At 64.7% G+C, this 16,444-nt stretch carries 17 protein-coding genes; 9 read left to right on the forward strand and 8 right to left on the reverse strand.

Translation table 11 applies throughout. From position 1 onward, the window contains the following. Nucleotides 1-81: 81 nt before the first annotated feature. The gene (locus tag JQ507_14195) at nt 82-393 is read left to right on the forward strand and encodes an MliC family protein (GenBank protein QRI72543.1); all 312 of its coding nucleotides are present in this window, start codon (nt 82-84) and stop codon (nt 391-393) included. Between the two features lie 87 nt (nt 394-480). On the opposite strand, the gene JQ507_14200 is transcribed toward JQ507_14195, so the two are convergent. Next, complete coding sequence (locus tag JQ507_14200; GenBank protein ID QRI72544.1) at nt 481-681, reverse strand: DUF2735 domain-containing protein; 201 nt, start codon at nt 679-681, stop codon at nt 481-483. A 539-nt stretch (nt 682-1,220) separates the two neighbouring features. On the opposite strand from JQ507_14200, the gene JQ507_14205 reads away from it, so the two are divergent. The 5 genes from JQ507_14205 to JQ507_14225 all read left to right on the forward strand — a co-directional run bounded on the left by JQ507_14205 (nt 1,221) and on the right by JQ507_14225 (nt 4,910). Continuing rightward, nucleotides 1,221-2,255: a glutamine synthetase beta-grasp domain-containing protein gene (locus JQ507_14205; GenBank protein ID QRI72545.1), complete on the forward strand. Its 1,035-nt coding sequence runs from the start codon at nt 1,221-1,223 to the stop codon at nt 2,253-2,255. Between the two features lie 194 nt (nt 2,256-2,449). Continuing rightward, nucleotides 2,450-3,154 carry a hypothetical protein gene (locus tag JQ507_14210; GenBank protein QRI72546.1) on the forward strand — a complete coding sequence of 235 codons (705 nt, stop codon included), beginning with the start codon at nt 2,450-2,452 and terminating at the stop codon, nt 3,152-3,154. A gap of 5 nt (nt 3,155-3,159) precedes the next feature. Continuing rightward, complete coding sequence (locus tag JQ507_14215; GenBank protein ID QRI72547.1) at nt 3,160-3,846, forward strand: substrate-binding domain-containing protein; 687 nt, start codon at nt 3,160-3,162, stop codon at nt 3,844-3,846. A gap of 32 nt (nt 3,847-3,878) precedes the next feature. Next, nucleotides 3,879-4,697, forward strand: a complete 819-nt coding sequence (locus JQ507_14220; protein ID QRI72548.1) for a sel1 repeat family protein — start codon at nt 3,879-3,881, stop codon at nt 4,695-4,697. A 63-nt stretch (nt 4,698-4,760) separates the two neighbouring features. Further along, nucleotides 4,761-4,910, forward strand: a complete 150-nt coding sequence (locus tag JQ507_14225; GenBank protein ID QRI72549.1) for a hypothetical protein — start codon at nt 4,761-4,763, stop codon at nt 4,908-4,910. Nucleotides 4,911-4,922: 12 nt separating this feature from the next. On the opposite strand, the gene JQ507_14230 is transcribed toward JQ507_14225, so the two are convergent. The 5 genes from JQ507_14230 to JQ507_14250 all read right to left on the reverse strand — a co-directional run bounded on the left by JQ507_14230 (nt 4,923) and on the right by JQ507_14250 (nt 10,780). Next, nucleotides 4,923-5,540, reverse strand: a complete 618-nt coding sequence (locus JQ507_14230) for an Isoquinoline 1-oxidoreductase subunit (protein QRI72550.1) — start codon at nt 5,538-5,540, stop codon at nt 4,923-4,925. 7 nt (nt 5,541-5,547) lie between these two features. Continuing rightward, nucleotides 5,548-6,072 (reverse strand): (2Fe-2S)-binding protein, encoded by a 525-nt coding sequence (locus JQ507_14235; GenBank protein QRI72551.1) that lies wholly within the window; start codon nt 6,070-6,072, stop codon nt 5,548-5,550. Then, nucleotides 6,069-8,843, reverse strand: coding sequence for a molybdopterin-dependent oxidoreductase (locus JQ507_14240; GenBank protein ID QRI73332.1), 2,775 nt, complete (start codon nt 8,841-8,843; stop codon nt 6,069-6,071). The genes JQ507_14235 and JQ507_14240 overlap by 4 nt, the downstream gene beginning before the upstream one ends. Nucleotides 8,844-8,964: 121 nt before the next feature. Beyond that, nucleotides 8,965-10,056 (reverse strand): hypothetical protein, encoded by a 1,092-nt coding sequence (locus tag JQ507_14245; protein ID QRI72552.1) that lies wholly within the window; start codon nt 10,054-10,056, stop codon nt 8,965-8,967. Between the two features lie 280 nt (nt 10,057-10,336). Then, nucleotides 10,337-10,780: a DMT family transporter gene (locus JQ507_14250; protein QRI72553.1), complete on the reverse strand. Its 444-nt coding sequence runs from the start codon at nt 10,778-10,780 to the stop codon at nt 10,337-10,339. 159 nt (nt 10,781-10,939) lie between these two features. Between JQ507_14250 and JQ507_14255 the strand changes: the two genes are divergently transcribed. After that, a complete protein-coding gene (locus JQ507_14255) occupies nt 10,940-12,562 on the forward strand; it encodes an ABC-F family ATP-binding cassette domain-containing protein (GenBank protein QRI72554.1) in 1,623 nt (540 codons plus the stop codon). Between the two features lies 1 nt (nt 12,563). Here the strand turns inward: JQ507_14255 and JQ507_14260 are convergent, their stop codons facing one another. Further along, nucleotides 12,564-13,196, reverse strand: a complete 633-nt coding sequence (locus JQ507_14260; protein QRI72555.1) for an acetyltransferase — start codon at nt 13,194-13,196, stop codon at nt 12,564-12,566. A 273-nt stretch (nt 13,197-13,469) separates the two neighbouring features. On the opposite strand from JQ507_14260, the gene JQ507_14265 reads away from it, so the two are divergent. Continuing rightward, nucleotides 13,470-14,345, forward strand: coding sequence for an MBL fold metallo-hydrolase (locus JQ507_14265; protein QRI72556.1), 876 nt, complete (start codon nt 13,470-13,472; stop codon nt 14,343-14,345). Between the two features lie 24 nt (nt 14,346-14,369). Here the strand turns inward: JQ507_14265 and JQ507_14270 are convergent, their stop codons facing one another. Further along, nucleotides 14,370-15,113 (reverse strand): DUF2336 domain-containing protein, encoded by a 744-nt coding sequence (locus JQ507_14270; protein ID QRI72557.1) that lies wholly within the window; start codon nt 15,111-15,113, stop codon nt 14,370-14,372. Nucleotides 15,114-15,437: 324 nt separating this feature from the next. Between JQ507_14270 and JQ507_14275 the strand changes: the two genes are divergently transcribed. Beyond that, complete coding sequence (locus tag JQ507_14275; GenBank protein QRI73333.1) at nt 15,438-16,385, forward strand: helix-turn-helix domain-containing protein; 948 nt, start codon at nt 15,438-15,440, stop codon at nt 16,383-16,385. The last annotated feature ends 59 nt before the right edge of the window (nt 16,386-16,444 follow it).

A 16,444-nucleotide genomic window follows, 5' to 3' on the forward strand; every position in this document is an offset into this window, starting at 1 on the left:
TTGATAAGATCTTGATCCAGGACGTCTTGGCGCACGAGTATCGGCGCGGAAGGTCTATAACCGGCCTCTCGGGGGGAGAATATGACTTATCGCGGGGATGCCGTTGTCATCGGCGCAATTCTTACAACGGTCTTTGGTTCCTCGGCAGCGCCGGCGCAGTCCGACTTCCGGAATTATCGTTGTGCCGACGGCACGCAGTTCATTACAGCGTTCTTCGATGGTGACACGCGTGCGCATCTGCAAGTCGACGGCAAGGCGGTGACGCTGACGAAGCGGCTGTCGCTGACCGGCACGCGTTACAAGGGCGGTGGCGTCACGCTCGAGATCGGCCGGGCCGGATTGACCAGGCTGCGGCATGCGAAGCGGCCGGTGACGGCCTGCGAGCAGGCATGAAAAAAGGGCCGAAACGCTGCGTTCCGACCCTCTCTTACTGCTCTGTCGTCTGACGTTTGTGTATCACGCCTCTCTGCCTGATCGACATCAGTGATCGCGGCTCGGCTTGGCGTCGTCGATGGCGGCCTGGTGGTACCAGCTCTCGCTGCATGCCGAGGTCTCGACCTCAGCGGCAAGATCGCGCGCCATCCGCACTTCGCCGTAGCGGCGTCCGCCGAGAGCCGCGCGGCCCCCTGCTGGGAATTGATAGATCGTTGCCGATCCCTGATTTTGGCCCGTGGTGATCATGTCAAAGTCTCCTTTGGCCGGTGCGAGCCTCCATGGTGCGCCCGACCCATTCGCGTGTGGTTACCGTGCTTTCAACATCGGTCCGGGCTCGGCAGGGTGCAAGTGACCAAGAAATAGTCAGGTTTTGTCCAATTCGTGTGCAAATCCCGGTTTGCTTCCTGCGAGGCAGGATGCAGCTGACCAACGCTTGGGCCGAGCCGATGGTTGCCGGGCACCGGGCGGTTGGACACGAACTGTCACACGGCGCTGCCGCCGCATTAATCGGCGGATGATGCCGTAGCCGAATTTGCTGCAGAAACGGGCGGCTGAGGGGACAGAGAGAAGATTTTGGCTGACCGTGGCGCATGTTTGCCGCGCTACTTTGTCGCAGCAAAAAATGCGATGCCCGCTGTGGACATCCGCAGGCTGGGCGGTGCCGCAGTGCAGCGACTGGCATTTTAATTGCTTAGTAAGAGCCGGCCGATGGTGGCCGGGTACGCGTGCGGCGGCCGACTGGCTTTCGGTTCCTCACGGATTTGCATCATCAACAGAGAGGTTCAATGACCAAGTACAAGCTCGAGTATATCTGGCTCGACGGATATACGCCGACGCCGAGCCTGCGCGGCAAGACGCAGATCAAGGAATTCGCGTCGTTCCCGACCCTCGAACAGCTTCCGCTGTGGGGCTTTGACGGTTCGTCCACCCAGCAGGCTGAAGGCCACAGCTCTGACTGCGTGCTGAAGCCGGTTGCCTGCTATCCCGACGCCGCGCGCGAGAACGGCGTGCTGGTGATGTGCGAAGTCATGATGCCGGACGGCAGGACGCCGCATGTCTCGAACAAGCGCGCCACCGTTCTGGATGACGAAGGCGCCTGGTTCGGCTTCGAGCAGGAGTACTTCTTCTACAAGGACGGCCGTCCGCTCGGCTTCCCGGAAGAGGGTTATCCGGCGCCGCAGGGCCCGTACTACACCGGCGTCGGCTACAAGAACGTCGGCAGCGTCGCCCGCAAGATCGTCGAAGAGCATCTCAATCTCTGCCTCGCCGCCGGCATCAACCACGAAGGCATCAACGCCGAAGTGGCGAAGGGCCAGTGGGAATTCCAGATCTTCGGCAAGGGCTCCAAGACCGCCGCTGACCAGATGTGGATGGCCCGCTATTTGATGCTGCGCCTCACTGAGAGCTACGGCATCGACATCGAATTCCACTGCAAGCCGCTCGGCGACACCGATTGGAACGGCTCGGGCATGCACGCCAACTTCTCGACCAAGTACATGCGCGAAGTCGGCGGCAAGGAGTACTTCGAGAGCCTGATGAAGGCCTTCGACAAGAACCTGATGGACCACATTGCCGTCTACGGCCCGGACAACGACAAGCGTCTGACCGGCAAGCACGAGACCGCTCCGTGGAACAAGTTCAGCTACGGCGTGGCTGACCGTGGTGCGTCGATCCGCGTGCCGCATTCCTTCGTCAACAACGGCTACAAGGGCTATCTGGAAGACCGCCGTCCGAACTCCCAGGGCGACCCCTACCAGATCGCTTCGCAGATCCTGAAGACGATCTCCGAGGTTCCGACCGGCGCCAAGGCCGCCGCTTAATGGCCGCAACCTAGCGCTATCGGACCCGGATGGAGCCATCCGGTACCCCAATGGGGTCCGCCAGGGCAACAGCCTTGGCGGACCCTTGCATTTTAACGACTGTCTTTGTGGGCGGCCTTCGGCCGAAAGCGGTTTCGCTGCGTTATGAACCAAGCTAGATAACGATTGCATGTTGGCTGCCGGGGACACGGCGCTTGTTTGAAGGGTTTTACAAGGTCCGGTTCGAGCTGGGCGGCGCCGTCGGCCGCAGCGTGATGTATGTCGGTGGCGGCAAGATGCTCGGCGGCAACTCGGCCTTCGCCCATATCGGCACCTACGAAAAGCACGGTGAGGATGTCGCGGTCGAGATCCAGACCGTCCGCCACAACCCCGATCCGAACTACCGCGCGATGGCCGGCACCGATGACGCGACGCTCATTGCTAAGGGTGCGCCCGATGGCGAGCTCTATCGTTTCAAGGGCGAGCTGAAGGAATTGCCCGGCGTGCCGTTCCAGTCGGTGATGACGCCGATCACCGAGGACGAAGTCCCGATCGCAGGCGGGGTCGGCGAGGGTGGTATCGTCAATGGTCTCTACTCGATCCGCATCCACGTGCTCGACGGCGTCGATGGCGGCCTGACCGGCGTGATGCTGCTGAACGACGGCCGTATCCTCGGCGGCGATGCGTTCTTCTACTATCTCGGCACCTATACCTCCGAGAAGGGCCGCTGGAAGGGCCAGATCCTCAACCAGGAGCACACCTCGGCGATGGGCGAGAACCCGGTCTTCGGCGGCCATGAGGTCGGCATCGGCTTCGCCGGCACCTGCGATGCGGAAAGCGCCGTGCTCGAAGCGACTGCGCTGGCCGGCAAGCGCAGTCTTCGCCTGACCGCCGCGCTCAAGCTGATGCGGCGGGCGTAAGCGAAATGGACAACACGGTTCGTGTGCTCTCGACGCTGGCGCTGAAGGGCGCGCTGGTGCGCCTTGCCGCGGCGTATCAGGCGGCGAGCGGGGTGCGGATCGATGCGGATTTCGCGCCGACGTTGGCTCTGCTCGAACGCCTGGCTGGCGGCGAGGTGGCCGATCTCGTGATCCTGACCCGCGAAGGCCTCGACGCGATGATCGGTGAGGGGCGCATTGCGCGAGCAAGCGCGATCGACCTGGCGCGCTCCTATGTCGGCGTCGCGGTGAAGGCTGGAGCTCCGCATCCCGACATCGCGACCGAAGCCGCGCTTCGTACGGCGCTGCTCGGCGCGCGCGCGGTGGCCTATTCGCGGCTCGGTGCCAGCGGCATCCTGTTCGCGCAGCTGATCGCGCGTCTCGGCATCGCCGGGGCGATCAATGCGCGCGCGGTAATCATTCCGATGGGCTTCACCGCGGAGAAGCTCGTCAGCGGCGAAGCCGAGCTTGCGATCCAGCAGATCAGCGAGTTGAAGCAGGTCGATGGCGTCGAGGTCGTCGGGCCAATTCCGCTGGATTTGCAGACCCCGGCAGTGTTCTCGGCAGGCCGCATGGCCGCCACGCGGTGCGCGGAGGCCGCCGAGCATCTGCTACACTATCTGTCGGCACCCGAGGTCGCGCCGGTGCTGCGCGAGACCGGGCTCGAGCCTTGAATTTGCCTGCACCGCGACGCAACCTGATGTCCATGTTCAGACCCCTCCAAACCATTTTCGTTGTTGCAGCGCTGGCAGCGCCGGCATTTGTCCATGCGCAGTCGGCCGACCTTGTGCTGTGCGACCGGCTCGCCGCCGATCCCACCGATCCCGACAAGCCGGCCGACGTGAAAGGCGTGCCTGACGTCGCGCCGGCCGATATTGCGACCGCGATCAGGTACTGCGCGGTGGCGGCAAAGTCCTCGCGCCGCGCGATGTATGAACTCGGCCGCGCCTATGCCGCCAACAAGCAGACGCTGGAGGCAGCAAGCGCCTGGCGCAAGGCCGCCGACAAGGGCTCGACGTCGGCGATGGTCGAGCTCGGTGTGCTCTACGGCAACGGCACCGGCGTCGCCAAGGACGAGGCGCAGGCGCGCAAACTGTTCGAGCGCGCGGCGCAGGCCGGCAACGCGCGCGGTGTCAGCAATCTCGCGGCGCTCGGCGGCAGCACGGCATCCGACCCGGCACGTGCGCGCGAACTGCTCGCGAAATCCGCCGAGACCAATGCCGAGGCGCAATACCAGCTCGGCCTGATGCTGGCGGAGGGCAAGGGCGGCGCGCAGGACGATGCCGGCGCGCGGGCATTGTTCGAGAAGGCCGCCGCGCAGAACCATCCGGGCGCACTGGAACGGATGGGTGCCTTCGCGCAGGCCGGCCGCGGCGGGCCGAAGGACAGCGATGCCGCCAAGGCCTATTACGAGCGCGCCGCCGCGCTCGGCGATGAGGAAGCCAAGAAGGCACTGGAGCGGGCACGCTGTCCCTACGTGATCAAGGACAAGCGCGGCAATGCCGTGACCAATCTTTGCTTCTGATCAATCAGGAACGCTCGTTCTCGCGTATCGTTGGCCCGTGACAGGCATTGGCGAGGCGACGTCATGATCCGCAAGCTGACTTCCGGCGAGTACCGGCTGTATTCCCGCAAGGTCAATCCGAAGACCGGCAAGCGCCGCAATCTCGGCACCTTCAAGTCACGCGCCGCGGCACAGAAGCACGAGCGTGACGTGCAGTACTTCAAGCGCCACTAGCCGGTGGCGTTGTCATGGCGCCGGGCAGGCCGCACCGGTCTTCACCCAGGCCTCGACCAGCGCGCCGGCCTGCGCCTGCGTGCCGGGCGCCGGCGAGCGGCCGAAGCCGGGATGCCAGGCCCAACCCACCAGCGTGTCCTTGCCGATATGCTCGATCAGGTCCTCGACCTTGCGGCCGCCGTTGCGTGCGGGGTCGCGGAGCTGCGCGCAGATCTCACCGACGGTCTTGCCGGCCCATGCCATCTCGCGCGGCGCGAGGTGCCATTCCGGGTGACCCGGTACGCGGCCGGGATCGAAATTGGCGTGCTGATGGCAGATCGAGCAGCGCATTGCGCTGGTGCCGTGACCATCGGCGCCGCGCGTGACCGGCGGCTGGTGGATGCGGCTGATGTCGCCCTGCCGCGGGCTGTCACCGGCAGGATGGCAATTTGTGCAGCGCGGATGGGTCAGGACCTTGCGGAGCTCGGTGAAGATCGCAGCGGAGCGCTGCTCGACATTCTCGATCCCGGCAAAGCCTTCCGGCGAGGCGAGGGCGTGGCTTGCGCTCTCCGACGCTGCGTAGCCGGCGCACAGGCTGGTCGCGAGAGCCGTCAGCACCGCAATGATCCGAAACCGCGTTTCCGATGTCATCGCGGGCTCACTTGTTGGCGGTCAGATAGCGGTTGGAATCGGCGAGGATCACGTCGCGCACCGCCTGGTGATATTTGATGTAGCCGGTGCAGCGGCACAGATGGCCGTCGAGCGCATCCGCGATGACGGTCTCAAGTTGGTCCCGCGCTACCGGCGTCTTCGCAAGCCGCTCGAGCAGCACCTGGCCCTCGTTGAGGAAACCCGCCGTGCAGTAACCGCACTGGAACGCGAAGTGGTCGATGAACGCGCGCTGCAATGCGGAGAGCTCGCCGTCCTTGGCATGGCCTTCGACCGTGCGGATCGCCTTGCCGTCGAAATTCGCCGCCGGCACCACGCAAGTCGGCGTGGTGTAGCTGGTGCCGTCAGGGTTATCGATGATGACGGCGCAGCTCAGGCACTGCGCGGCGCCACAGCCGAATTTGGTGCCGGTCAACCCGAGCATCTCGCGCAGGAAATCGTTCATCGAGAGGTCGTCGCGGATCTCGATCGGACCATGCTTCTGGCCGTTGATGGTGAGGCTGAGCGTCGTCACGCAAGCGCTCCCTTGAGCAGGCTCGAGGTCACCGGCAACGAGCGGAAGCGGTGGCCGGTGGCATCGTTGATGGCGTTGAGCAGCGCCGGCACGATTGGGATCATCACCACTTCGGCCATGCCCTTGGGCGGTTCGTCCGGCGTCAGCTGCGGCAGCATCTCGATCTCGAGGTCGTGCAGCGGCAGGTCGGAGCCGCGCGCAATCAGGTACTGGCCGAGATTCCACTGCCCGTTGCCGGGACCGCCTTCGAATGGTGGCAGGGTTTCCAGCAGCGCGTAGCCGACGCCCATGGCGAAGCCGCCATGGGACTGGCCGAGCACCACTTCAGGCACCAGCGCCTGGCCGCATTCGAACACGCTGTAGGCCTTGGCGATACGCAGGATACCGGTCGCGCGCTCGATCTCGACGCGGACCAGCGTGCCGCACATCGAGGTGTAGGCGGTGCCGATCCGGTTGTTGTCGGTCGGTGGAAACTTGACGCTGACGCGATCGATCCTTTCGAACTTGCCGCTACCGCGGCGGATCGCCAGCGCATCGATCTCGGCACGAACCTGCTCGCCGAACAGCGGGAAGCGCGCGCGCGACCAGGCCCAGCGCGAAAAGCTGTGCGCGATTGCGCCGGTGACGAAGCCGCGCGCATGCGCGGTCGCGGCAAGCTTGGACAAGGGCAGCGGCGCGAGATCGTCGAGCACGAGCTGGCCGTCCTGCCAGCGTGCTCTGTCCCATTGCCGGGCGCGCGGATCGGCCTTGGCGATGTGCCAGAGCTCGAGCGCCGCCGGCCACAGGCCGAAGCGGAAGATGACGCGCGCCGCCTCGGCCGCCGAATGCGTGCCGACATGGGCACCGATCGATGCGCTGGTCGCCGAGCTGATCGCAGGCACCCAGCACGGGTTCTTCTCGGCGAGATCCTGGGTCTTCTGATCCATCGTGTAGGGATCGCCCGAGGTGACGAGCCCGAGCGCGTCGTAGCTGTCGACCCGGGAGACCGCGACCTCGTCGGCCACAGTGCCGAGATGGCCCGCGACCCGGTTGGCGAGCGCGGTGCCGATGCCGTTGCCCATCTCAACGTGATCGCAGTGGATCGCGATCCGTCCCTCCTGATCGATCTCGACGCGGCCGAGCGAGCAATCCGCGCCGGCTCCGTAATCCTTGGTGACGCAAGCGAGGCCGGTGCCGACCAGCCGCCCCTCCGGCGCCTTCTGCTTGAAGTCAGCGCGCTGCTGCCAGACCGGATGCTTCTCGAGCTTGTCGAGGATCTCAGGCGTGCGCACCGAGACGATGTAGGGATTGCCGGTCATGGTCCGGCCGTTCTGCTTCAGCGCGTTGTTGCGGCGGAACGCGATCGGATCGACCTTGAGCTCGCTCGCCGCCTCGTCGATCAGCACTTCCAGCGCGGTCATGGTCTGCAGCGTGCCGTAGCCGCGCATCGAACCGGCGGTGACGCCGCGCGAATGCACCGCCACAGTGGTGACGTCGACCTTCGGGATGTCGTAGATGCCGATCGCCGCGGTCGCAGCGACGGTGGCGACATTGGCGGAGAAGTTGGCAAGCCCGCCGCCGTCGAGCACATGATCGGCGGCGAATGCCGTGATCTTGCCGCTCTTGCGATCGATCCCGATCCGCGAGCGCATCTTGATCGGGTGGCGTTTGATGCCGCCCTGGAACTGCTGGTAGCGGTCGTGCGCCAGCCGCACCGGCCGTCCCGGGAAGAACATTGCCGCCAGCGCCACGTAGAGCACGAACGGGGTGTGGTCGCGGCCGCCGAAGCCGCCGCCGACATGGGCGAACTGGGCGTTGATGTGCGCGGGCCGTAACGGCGCACGGGCCTTGCCGAGCATGAAGGCGATCGACTCGGTCGCCTCATAGGGCGACTGCACGCCGAGCACCAGTTCGAGTTGGCCGTTGTTGTCGCTGTACCAGGCGAGCCCGCTCTCCGGTTCGAGGAACATCGGATCGACCGACTGGGTCTCGAACTCGCGGTCGAGCACGAGTTGCGAGGGATCATCCTTGGCAAGCTGGGCGCGGATCTGCTCGCCATGGGTCGCAGCCTTGGCGTAGTCGGCCTTGGTCTCCTTGGCGAGCGGCAGCCAGACCGGCAGCGCCGCGTTCTGGATCCGGCTCGGCGACACCCAACCCGCCTGGATCGGCGAATAGACGTCGGGCGCATCTGATGTCGCGCCGGCGACGCGCGTGAAGCGATACGCGCCGTAATCCGGCAGGATCACCGGCCCGGTCTCGTCGCCGAACTTGACGAAGCCGACGTCGCGCAGCGCGAGCCGCGCGCGATCGTAGGCGTCGAACTGCTCGAAGATCAACAACGCGACCGGTTGTCCGAGGTAGAGCGGGGTCTTACCGACGGGACAGAACAGGTCGCCGGTGTAGAACTCCGGCACCCGCGTGCCGATCCGGTCGAGGTCGGCCGCCGTCACGATCATCGAGGGTTTCGCCGGACCGTCGAGGCGGGCGAGGTCCATGCCGGCATAGACATGCGTTGCGTCATTGGCGCGGACCAGGATGGCGTGCGAGGTCGTCGCAGGCCAGCCCGGCAGGTCGGCGGCACGAAAGTCGGAAGCGTAAAGCTTTGCGCCGGTGACCTTGGCCACACCGTCGACGCGGCCGGCGCCTTTCGCCGCTGGATTGAAATGGCCGCGCCCCGGAAGCGTCTCGCGGCTCCCGAATGCCGGCTCCTTCGCCAGCGCCAGATGCGACAGGCTGACCGAGATGCCGCCTGCCGACAACCACTTCACGAATTCGCGTCGCGAGGGCCGCATGGTCCGATCTTTCATCGACACCTCGACGGCGTATCGCGCCGGGGTTTAACAATATTTGAAATACACGTGAAAGTATTGCGGCAAAGCGAGTGCAACGGCAATGCCGGAATAGGTCGTAGCTTCACTTGAGGTCGGCGATCGTTGCCGGTCCAGGGCCCGGCGTGATCAGGGTCGGCCATTGTTTGGAACCGAACGGCACCAGCGGCGGCAGGAAGGCCGTCATGCCGCGCTTCCTGGTCTCGGCGATGATCGCCTCGCGCGCGTCGCCGCCCATCAACTCATAGTCCATCAAGTGATAGCTGCCGAAGAACAGCGCGCCCACCGAGCGGTCGGCGATGATCCGGGTCAGCGATTCCAGCATGTCCGAGGGCGTCGTGGTGAAGGAGATGGTCTCGATCAGCATCAGGCGGCTGTTGATGGCGTCAGGCCCGAAGAACTGCGCCAGCACGCTGAAGATCACATTGTTCTGCCGCGCCACATAGATCGTGTTGCTGGCGGCATAGGTCTTGTCCCAGTCGGCGCCGAGCTGGGTTTTCCAGTCGGCCATCACGGTCATCCAGTGCGCGACCTGGGTCTGCGCCGCCCAGGCGACGTTCCTGGCGAGCAGCGGCGCTTGCTTCTTGCCGAAGGCCTCGAGCTTCACGAAGGGGATGGCGCCGGCGGCGAGGCATTCGTCCATGAAGGCGATGTTGTTGGTGAGGATAGCGCGGTTGTTGTCCCGCCAGTCCGCCTGCATCGGCGTCGCATCGAGCCCGTCGAGCGCCGACTGCATCCGGCTGCGATAGGCCAGCATCGACCCGCGCCACGATTTGTCGTCAGGATTGTCGACATAGGGGCCGACCACCTCGGCCAGCGCCATCGTGCTGTGGCCGACCGACTTGAGCAGCTGATAGACGACCGGCACCTGCGGCGCCTCGGTCGGCGGCTTGCCCGGCCGGTACAGGATCAGGCGGCCGCCGGCGCCGGAGAACAGGCCGAGGATCACCGGGTGCTTGTAGAGGATGTTCTTCTGGAAGATCCGCGCCGCATCGCCATAGAGCTCGAACATGCCGGTGTTGAGCGCGAGCACGTCCTTGGTCGCGACATCGGCCGGCGTTGACGTCGTTTTGCCCGAGATCGGCGCCATGTAGTCGGGCATCGACTGTGCCGGCGCAGCGCCACCGCTGCCGAGCAGCAGCGCCAGCGCAGCGGCCAAGCGAAAGCGATTGATCATGTGATGCACCTCGAGGCCTCGGGCCAACGTCGCGGCCGCGCGAACATTAGCGGAATGCGCAAATGCTTGGACGCAATGAACTGGAGAGTGGTGAACAGGGGGTGTAGATCCCGCGCAACGCAGCACAACGCGAGCGGGTGCCTACAGCTAAGTGACGAATCGGCGGGTGTCCACACTTCGATATGACGCGGGTGGTTGCGTCATCACGTCACGCGATGCCGGATTCAGCGAAGCTTTCTCATTCAGGGAATCATTCGCGTCGACGGGCTCGTCGATCGCCTCAATCCTTGATCAGAAGCACGCCGCCGATGATCAGGGCGATGCCGGCCAGCCGTGAAATCGATACCGGATGCTGCGCCAGACCGAACACGCCGAAATGGTCCATCGCGATGCCTGCGATCATCTGGCCCGCGACCACCAGCGCCAGCAACGTTGCGGCACCGAGCGAGGGCAGCAGCAGGATCATCAACAGGATGAACACGCCGCCGAGGATGCCGCCGCTCCAGGCCCACCAGGGCACGGCCGTCACCAGTTTCCATGATGGCACCGGCTCCCGCGTCGCGACCAGCACGACCGCCATGGTCAGGAGCCCGCCGAGATAGCTGATCAGCCCGGCCCAGGCGGGGGAGTTGAGGGCGGACCGCAAATTGCCGTTCAGGACCTGCTGCGTGGCCACGCTGATGCCGGCGCCGAGTGCGAGGAGATAGAGAAACCAGACTTGCATGTGATGCCCCAGACCCGATCACCGAAGGATGTCATGTCATATTCCATCGGCCATGATCGTGGCATGCATGCAGCACGGCGCAAAACCCACGGGAATGGGCTTCCACCCACGTCCCAGATCGAATAAGAGGCCGGAAACCCTCAATTCTCCAGTATTCGAATGATCCGCCTCGATAACGTCTCCAAGCAAGTCGGCCACCAGATCCTCTTCATCGAAGCCTCCGCGGCGCTCCAGAAGGGCGAGAAGATCGGCCTTGTCGGCCCGAACGGCGCCGGCAAGACCACGCTGTTCCGGATGATCTCGGGCCGGGAAATCCCTGATGAAGGTCAGGTCTCGCTCGATCGCGGCATCTCGATCGGCTATTTCAGCCAGGATGTCGGCGAAATGAGTGGTCGCAGCGCGGTCGCCGAGGTGATGGACGGGGCGGGGCCGGTCAGCGAGGTCGCGGCCGAGCTCCGGGAACTCGAGGCCGCGATGGCCGACCCCGACAAGGCCGACGAGATGGACGACATCATCGCGCGCTATGGCGAGGTGCAGCATCAGTTCGAGGAGCTCGACGGCTATGCGCTCGACGGCCGTGCGCGCGAGGCGCTGTCTGGCCTCGGCTTCAGCCAGGAGATGATGGACGGCGACGTCGGAAAACTCTCCGGCGGCTGGAAGATGCGCGTCGCGCTTGCGCGTATTCTGCTGATGCGACCAGACGTCATGCTGCTCGACGAGCCGAGCAACCACCTTGATTTGGAAAGCCTGATCTGGCTCGAGCAGTTTCTGAAGGGCTATGAAGGCGCGCTGCTGATGACCTCGCACGACCGCGAGTTCATCAACCGCATCATCAACAAGGTGGTCGAGATCGACGCCGGCCAGCTCACCACCTATTCCGGCAATTACGAGTTCTACGAGCAGCAGCGCGCGCTTTCCGACAAGCAGCAGCAGGCACAGTTCGAGCGGCAGCAGGCGATGCTCGCCAAGGAGATCAAGTTCATCGAGCGCTTCAAGGCGCGCGCCTCCCACGCGGCTCAAGTGCAGAGCCGGGTCAAGAAGCTCGACAAGATCGAACGGGTCGAGCCGCCGCGGCGGCGCCAGACCGTGGCGTTCGAATTCCAGCCGGCGCCGCGCTCGGGCGAGGACGTCGTCAGCCTCAAGAACGTTCACAAGGCCTATGGCAGCAAGCGGATCTATGACGGGCTCGACTTCATGATCCGCCGCAAGGAGCGCTGGTGCGTGATGGGCATCAATGGCGCCGGCAAGTCGACGCTGCTGAAGCTGGTCGCCGGCTCAACCGAGCCGGACGACGGCGCGGTCGCGATCGGCGGCAGCGTCAAGATGGGCTATTTCGCCCAGCATGCGATGGATCTGCTCGATGGCGAGCGCACCGTGTTTCAATCGCTGGAGGACGCGTTTCCGCAGGCAGGCCAAGGCTCGTTGCGCGCGCTCGCCGGCTGCTTCGGCTTCTCCGGCGACGATGTCGAGAAGAAGTGCCGCGTGCTCTCCGGCGGCGAGAAGGCACGCCTGGTGATGGCCAAGATGCTGTTCGATCCGCCGAACTTCCTGGTGCTGGACGAGCCGACCAACCATCTCGATCTCGCCACCAAGGAGATGCTGATCAATGCGCTCGCAGAGTTCGAGGGCACGATGCTGTTCGTCTCGCACGACCGGCATTTCCTCGCCGCGCTCTCCAACCGCGTGCTGGAGCTGACGCCGGACGGCATCCACCAATATGGCGGCGGCTACACCGAATACGTCGCGCGCACCGGTCAGGAAGCACCGGGCTTGCGGAGCTAGCTCAAGTTCGCCACCGCGCGCAGAACGCTTCGACATCGCCGGACTGAAACTCCGGCAGGCGCTCCCAGATGGTTTCCGGCGGCCAGTTCCACCAGGCGATCTGCGACAGCTCGGCCGCGATCTTGCGGCTGAACCGCTCCTTGATCGGCCGGGCCGGCACGCCGCCCACGATGGTGTAGGCGGCGACGTCGCGCGAGACCACCGCGCCGGCCGCCAGCACCGCGCCGTCGCCGACGGTGACGCCGGGCAGCACGATCACACCATGGCCGATCCAGACGTCGTTTCCGATCACGACGCGATCTGCGCGTCTGTTCTTGAAGAAGTCATGATCGCGCTCGGCGGTGTCCGTGTAATATTCCGGACAATAGGTGAAGCGATGCTGGGAAGGGCGCTCGAGCGGATGATTGGGCGCGCCGATCCGGACCTGCGCCGCGATCGCACAGAAGCGGCCGATCACGGCGTCCGCGACCATGCAGCCGCTGCCGAGATAGGAGTAATCGCCGAGCTCGGTGTATTCGATTGCGGTGTCGCCGAGCACTTCACAGCAACGCCCGACCTTGACCTCCCGCAGCTTGACCGTCGGCTCGATGACGGTTTCGGCAATCTTGGGGCGGGAAGGCTTCGGATCGGCCATGAATCTGTCCTCGATGCGGCGGGCCGTTTCAGTCGCACGATTTCTATTACGGCGAGATGACAGGAGAAGAGAGCAGGCACCTGCTGTCTGGTTTTTCAGTGCGTCGCCTGCGGCAATCGCCCGCACCATCGCGTCCTTAAGCACCGCGCTGTTGGCAGGGTTCGACTGGCGCTTTCAGCGATGCAAAGCAGCATGGCACGCTGCGTGCTGCTCGGCTTGTGAGGCCAGGCGTCGCCCGCTACGCTTGAACAAAAAAGCGGGAGCGAGACGGCCATGAAGCAGATCAGGATCGGCGACATCACGATCGACGCGGTGATCGAGCGCGAAGGACCGTGGCGGCGGCCGCAGGACTTCTTCCCGACCTATGACGACGCCGTGTTCAAGCATCACCTGAAAACGATGGAGCCCGAAGTCTTCGATGCCGCCCGCGGCATGATGGTGATCACCTACCAGACCTTCGTGGTGCGGACGCCGCGCTACACCATCCTGGTCGACACCTGCACCGGCGAGGACAAGGGGCACCCGCCGCCGTTCGACTTTCCGGGCAAGGAGCGCTGGCGCAACGAGCTGTTCGCGCTCGGCATCTCCTATGAGCAGATCGACTACGTGTTCTGCACCCATCTGCATATCGACCACACCGGCTGGAACACCACGCTGCGCGACGGACGCTGGGTGCCGACCTTCCCGAACGCGAAATACGTCTTCCACAAGGGCGAGTATGCGGCCTGGGAGGCCGAGAACGCCAGGGGCGCCAATCCACCCGGCACGGTGTTTCGCGACAATTGCCTGCCGATCGTCGAGGCCGGGCAGGCGCTCCTGGTCGACGACGACTATGCGCTCGACGATACCGTGACGCTGACGCCGACGCCGGGCCATTCGCCCTGTCATTGCTGCGTCAACATTGTCTCGAAGGGGCAGCGCGCGGTGGTCGCGGGCGACCTGATGCACCACGCGATCCAGTGCCGCGAGCCGGAGTGGTCGGCGAAGCCGGATTGGGATCCGAAGCAATCGGCGGTGTCGCGGCGGAAATTCTTTGCCTCCGTCGCCGGGACCGACACGCTGATCCTGCCGATCCATTTTCCTTCCCCGACCGTCGGCCTGATCAAGGCGGACGGCGACCGCTTCGACTACCGCTTCAAGCGGGAGTAGGCGTCGCGAACGTTCGGGGCAGCGTCACCCGGACCGCGCCTGCGCATCGTCGATCGTGGCTGGCGGGTTTGCGGGGGCGCGGGCAGTGCTGGCGTCGATGGCGGCGCGGATTGCATGCTGGATGCCGGGGCGTGCCAGCTTGAGTAGCCGGGCCTGCTGGCGCGGCGTGGATCGCATCACGAGGTCGGCAAGAACGCGGTCAGGCAGGTCCTTGCGCGCTATCAACGCGCCCGCCATGCCCTCGTCGCGTTCGGCGGCATCGACCATCATGGCAAGGCCTGCGCTGGTCATATCAGCGCCGGGGTTGCTCGCGAGCACGCGAAGCACACTGCTGTCGCCACGCATCAGCAGAATATCCGTGAGCTCCTGGCTCACGGCCTTGCGCCCTGCGATCGCGCCGAGGTGTCCCTCGGCCCGCATCCAGGCAATGTCGATCAGATCAGACTCCGGAATGCATTCGCATCTCCGCAGGATCGGAGCGGCAACGTCGGCGTCGTCATGGTTGGCGAGGCGACGTGCGAGTTCCCGCGGCACCAGATGCAGGTCGGCGAGGGAGCGGCTGAGTGTGGTCAGGGTCCGCAGCTCGACGCTCTCGGTCAGGCGGATCAGGATATCGTCGAACACCTCGACGTGGCGCGCACCGAGGCGATGTGCGTCCTCGAGAAACAGCCCAGCCACCTCCTGCAGCATCCGCGTGCGCAGGTCAGGGGAGCCGGTTTTCAAGACGTGGTCGAGCTTGGCAATCAGATCGGAGGCAATAACTGTCATGGCGGTCCTAAAATGTTCCGCGACAAGGGAACGTCATTGTTCCCGACGCCAATCTGCTCCCCGAATCTCCAATAGGGGTATAGAATCTGAGGGATGGCTGGTCTCGACGGTGGATATCCCGGCAAACACTATCGAAATTCGGCAGCGACGATACTTGCCTGCTGGTCCAGCGCGACCAATGGCCCGCATTTTTCCCGATTGAAATCGTCAGACGATTCGCATTTGCTGCATGGACATTATCGATAACGCCGGCGCGCCGGTCGCGGCGTGGTGCAAGATATTTCGAGAAGAACATTTCATGGGAGCGGTCATTTGACGGCGCCGTTGCTGGTGCCGAGAGTCTTTCGTTTTGACGATGTTGACGCATTCCGGAGTTCGATCCGAAATCTGGATGTCGATTTCACGCCACTTGCGCGGAAGATTTCGGCCGAGCAGGTCATCCTGAGCTTGCCGGGATGCGAGCTCAACTACACGCAGTCGTTTCCGCGGATCGTCGATGCCCAGCTTGCGCCGCGTACGACCGCGATCGGCTTCACGATGGACGACGGCGTGCCGATGCGCTTCAACGGCGTCGAGCGCGACCGCGCGGTGATCGTGCTCGGCGGCAGCGGCGCGTTCTACACGTCCGTCGAGGAGACACCCCGCCGGTACGCCTCGGTGATGTTCACGCCCGAGATCCTTGACCGCGGTTGGCCGAACCCCGGTCTCCATTTCAGCATTCACGAAATCTCACAACGCGCGCAGGATCTGCTGCGTGAACTTGTGAGGCAGGCGTTGCTCGTGACGTCGGACCAGGTGACGATAGCCGAGTTCGCCACGGGTGCATCGATCAAGGAGACGCTGCTTGCGGCGATCGACAACGCGTTCGCCGAAATCGTGCCGGCCAGATGGGCGACGCGCGCCAACACGACGCGCCAGTTCAAGGTGTTCAACGACGCGCGCGCCATTCTCGCCGGCGACGTCGCGCATCCGATCTATAGCGGCGAACTCGCCAACCAGATCGGCGTCTCGGTGCGCACGCTGCACGACGCCATCCAGCGCTACCGCGGCGTCAGCCTGCATCGCTATCTGCGGCTGCGCCGGCTGTGGCTGGTGCGCAAGCAACTGCTCGCCGGCGCGCCTAGCGTCAAGGCCTGTGCGCTGGCTTACGGGTTCTGGCACCTCAGCGACTTCTCGCGGAGCTACCGGTCGCAGTTCGGCGAAGCGCCGTCGGAGACGCTAGCGGCCTCCCGCGCGCGCCCCGATTCGTCATCGGGCAGACACGAATCGTAACAATCCGTCTGAACGGAATCTTAACGTGGGCCGGGGAATCTGTCGGTACGATTCCACCA

The organism is Bradyrhizobium sp. PSBB068, assembly GCA_016839165.1.
Lineage (GTDB): Bacteria > Pseudomonadota > Alphaproteobacteria > Rhizobiales > Xanthobacteraceae > Bradyrhizobium.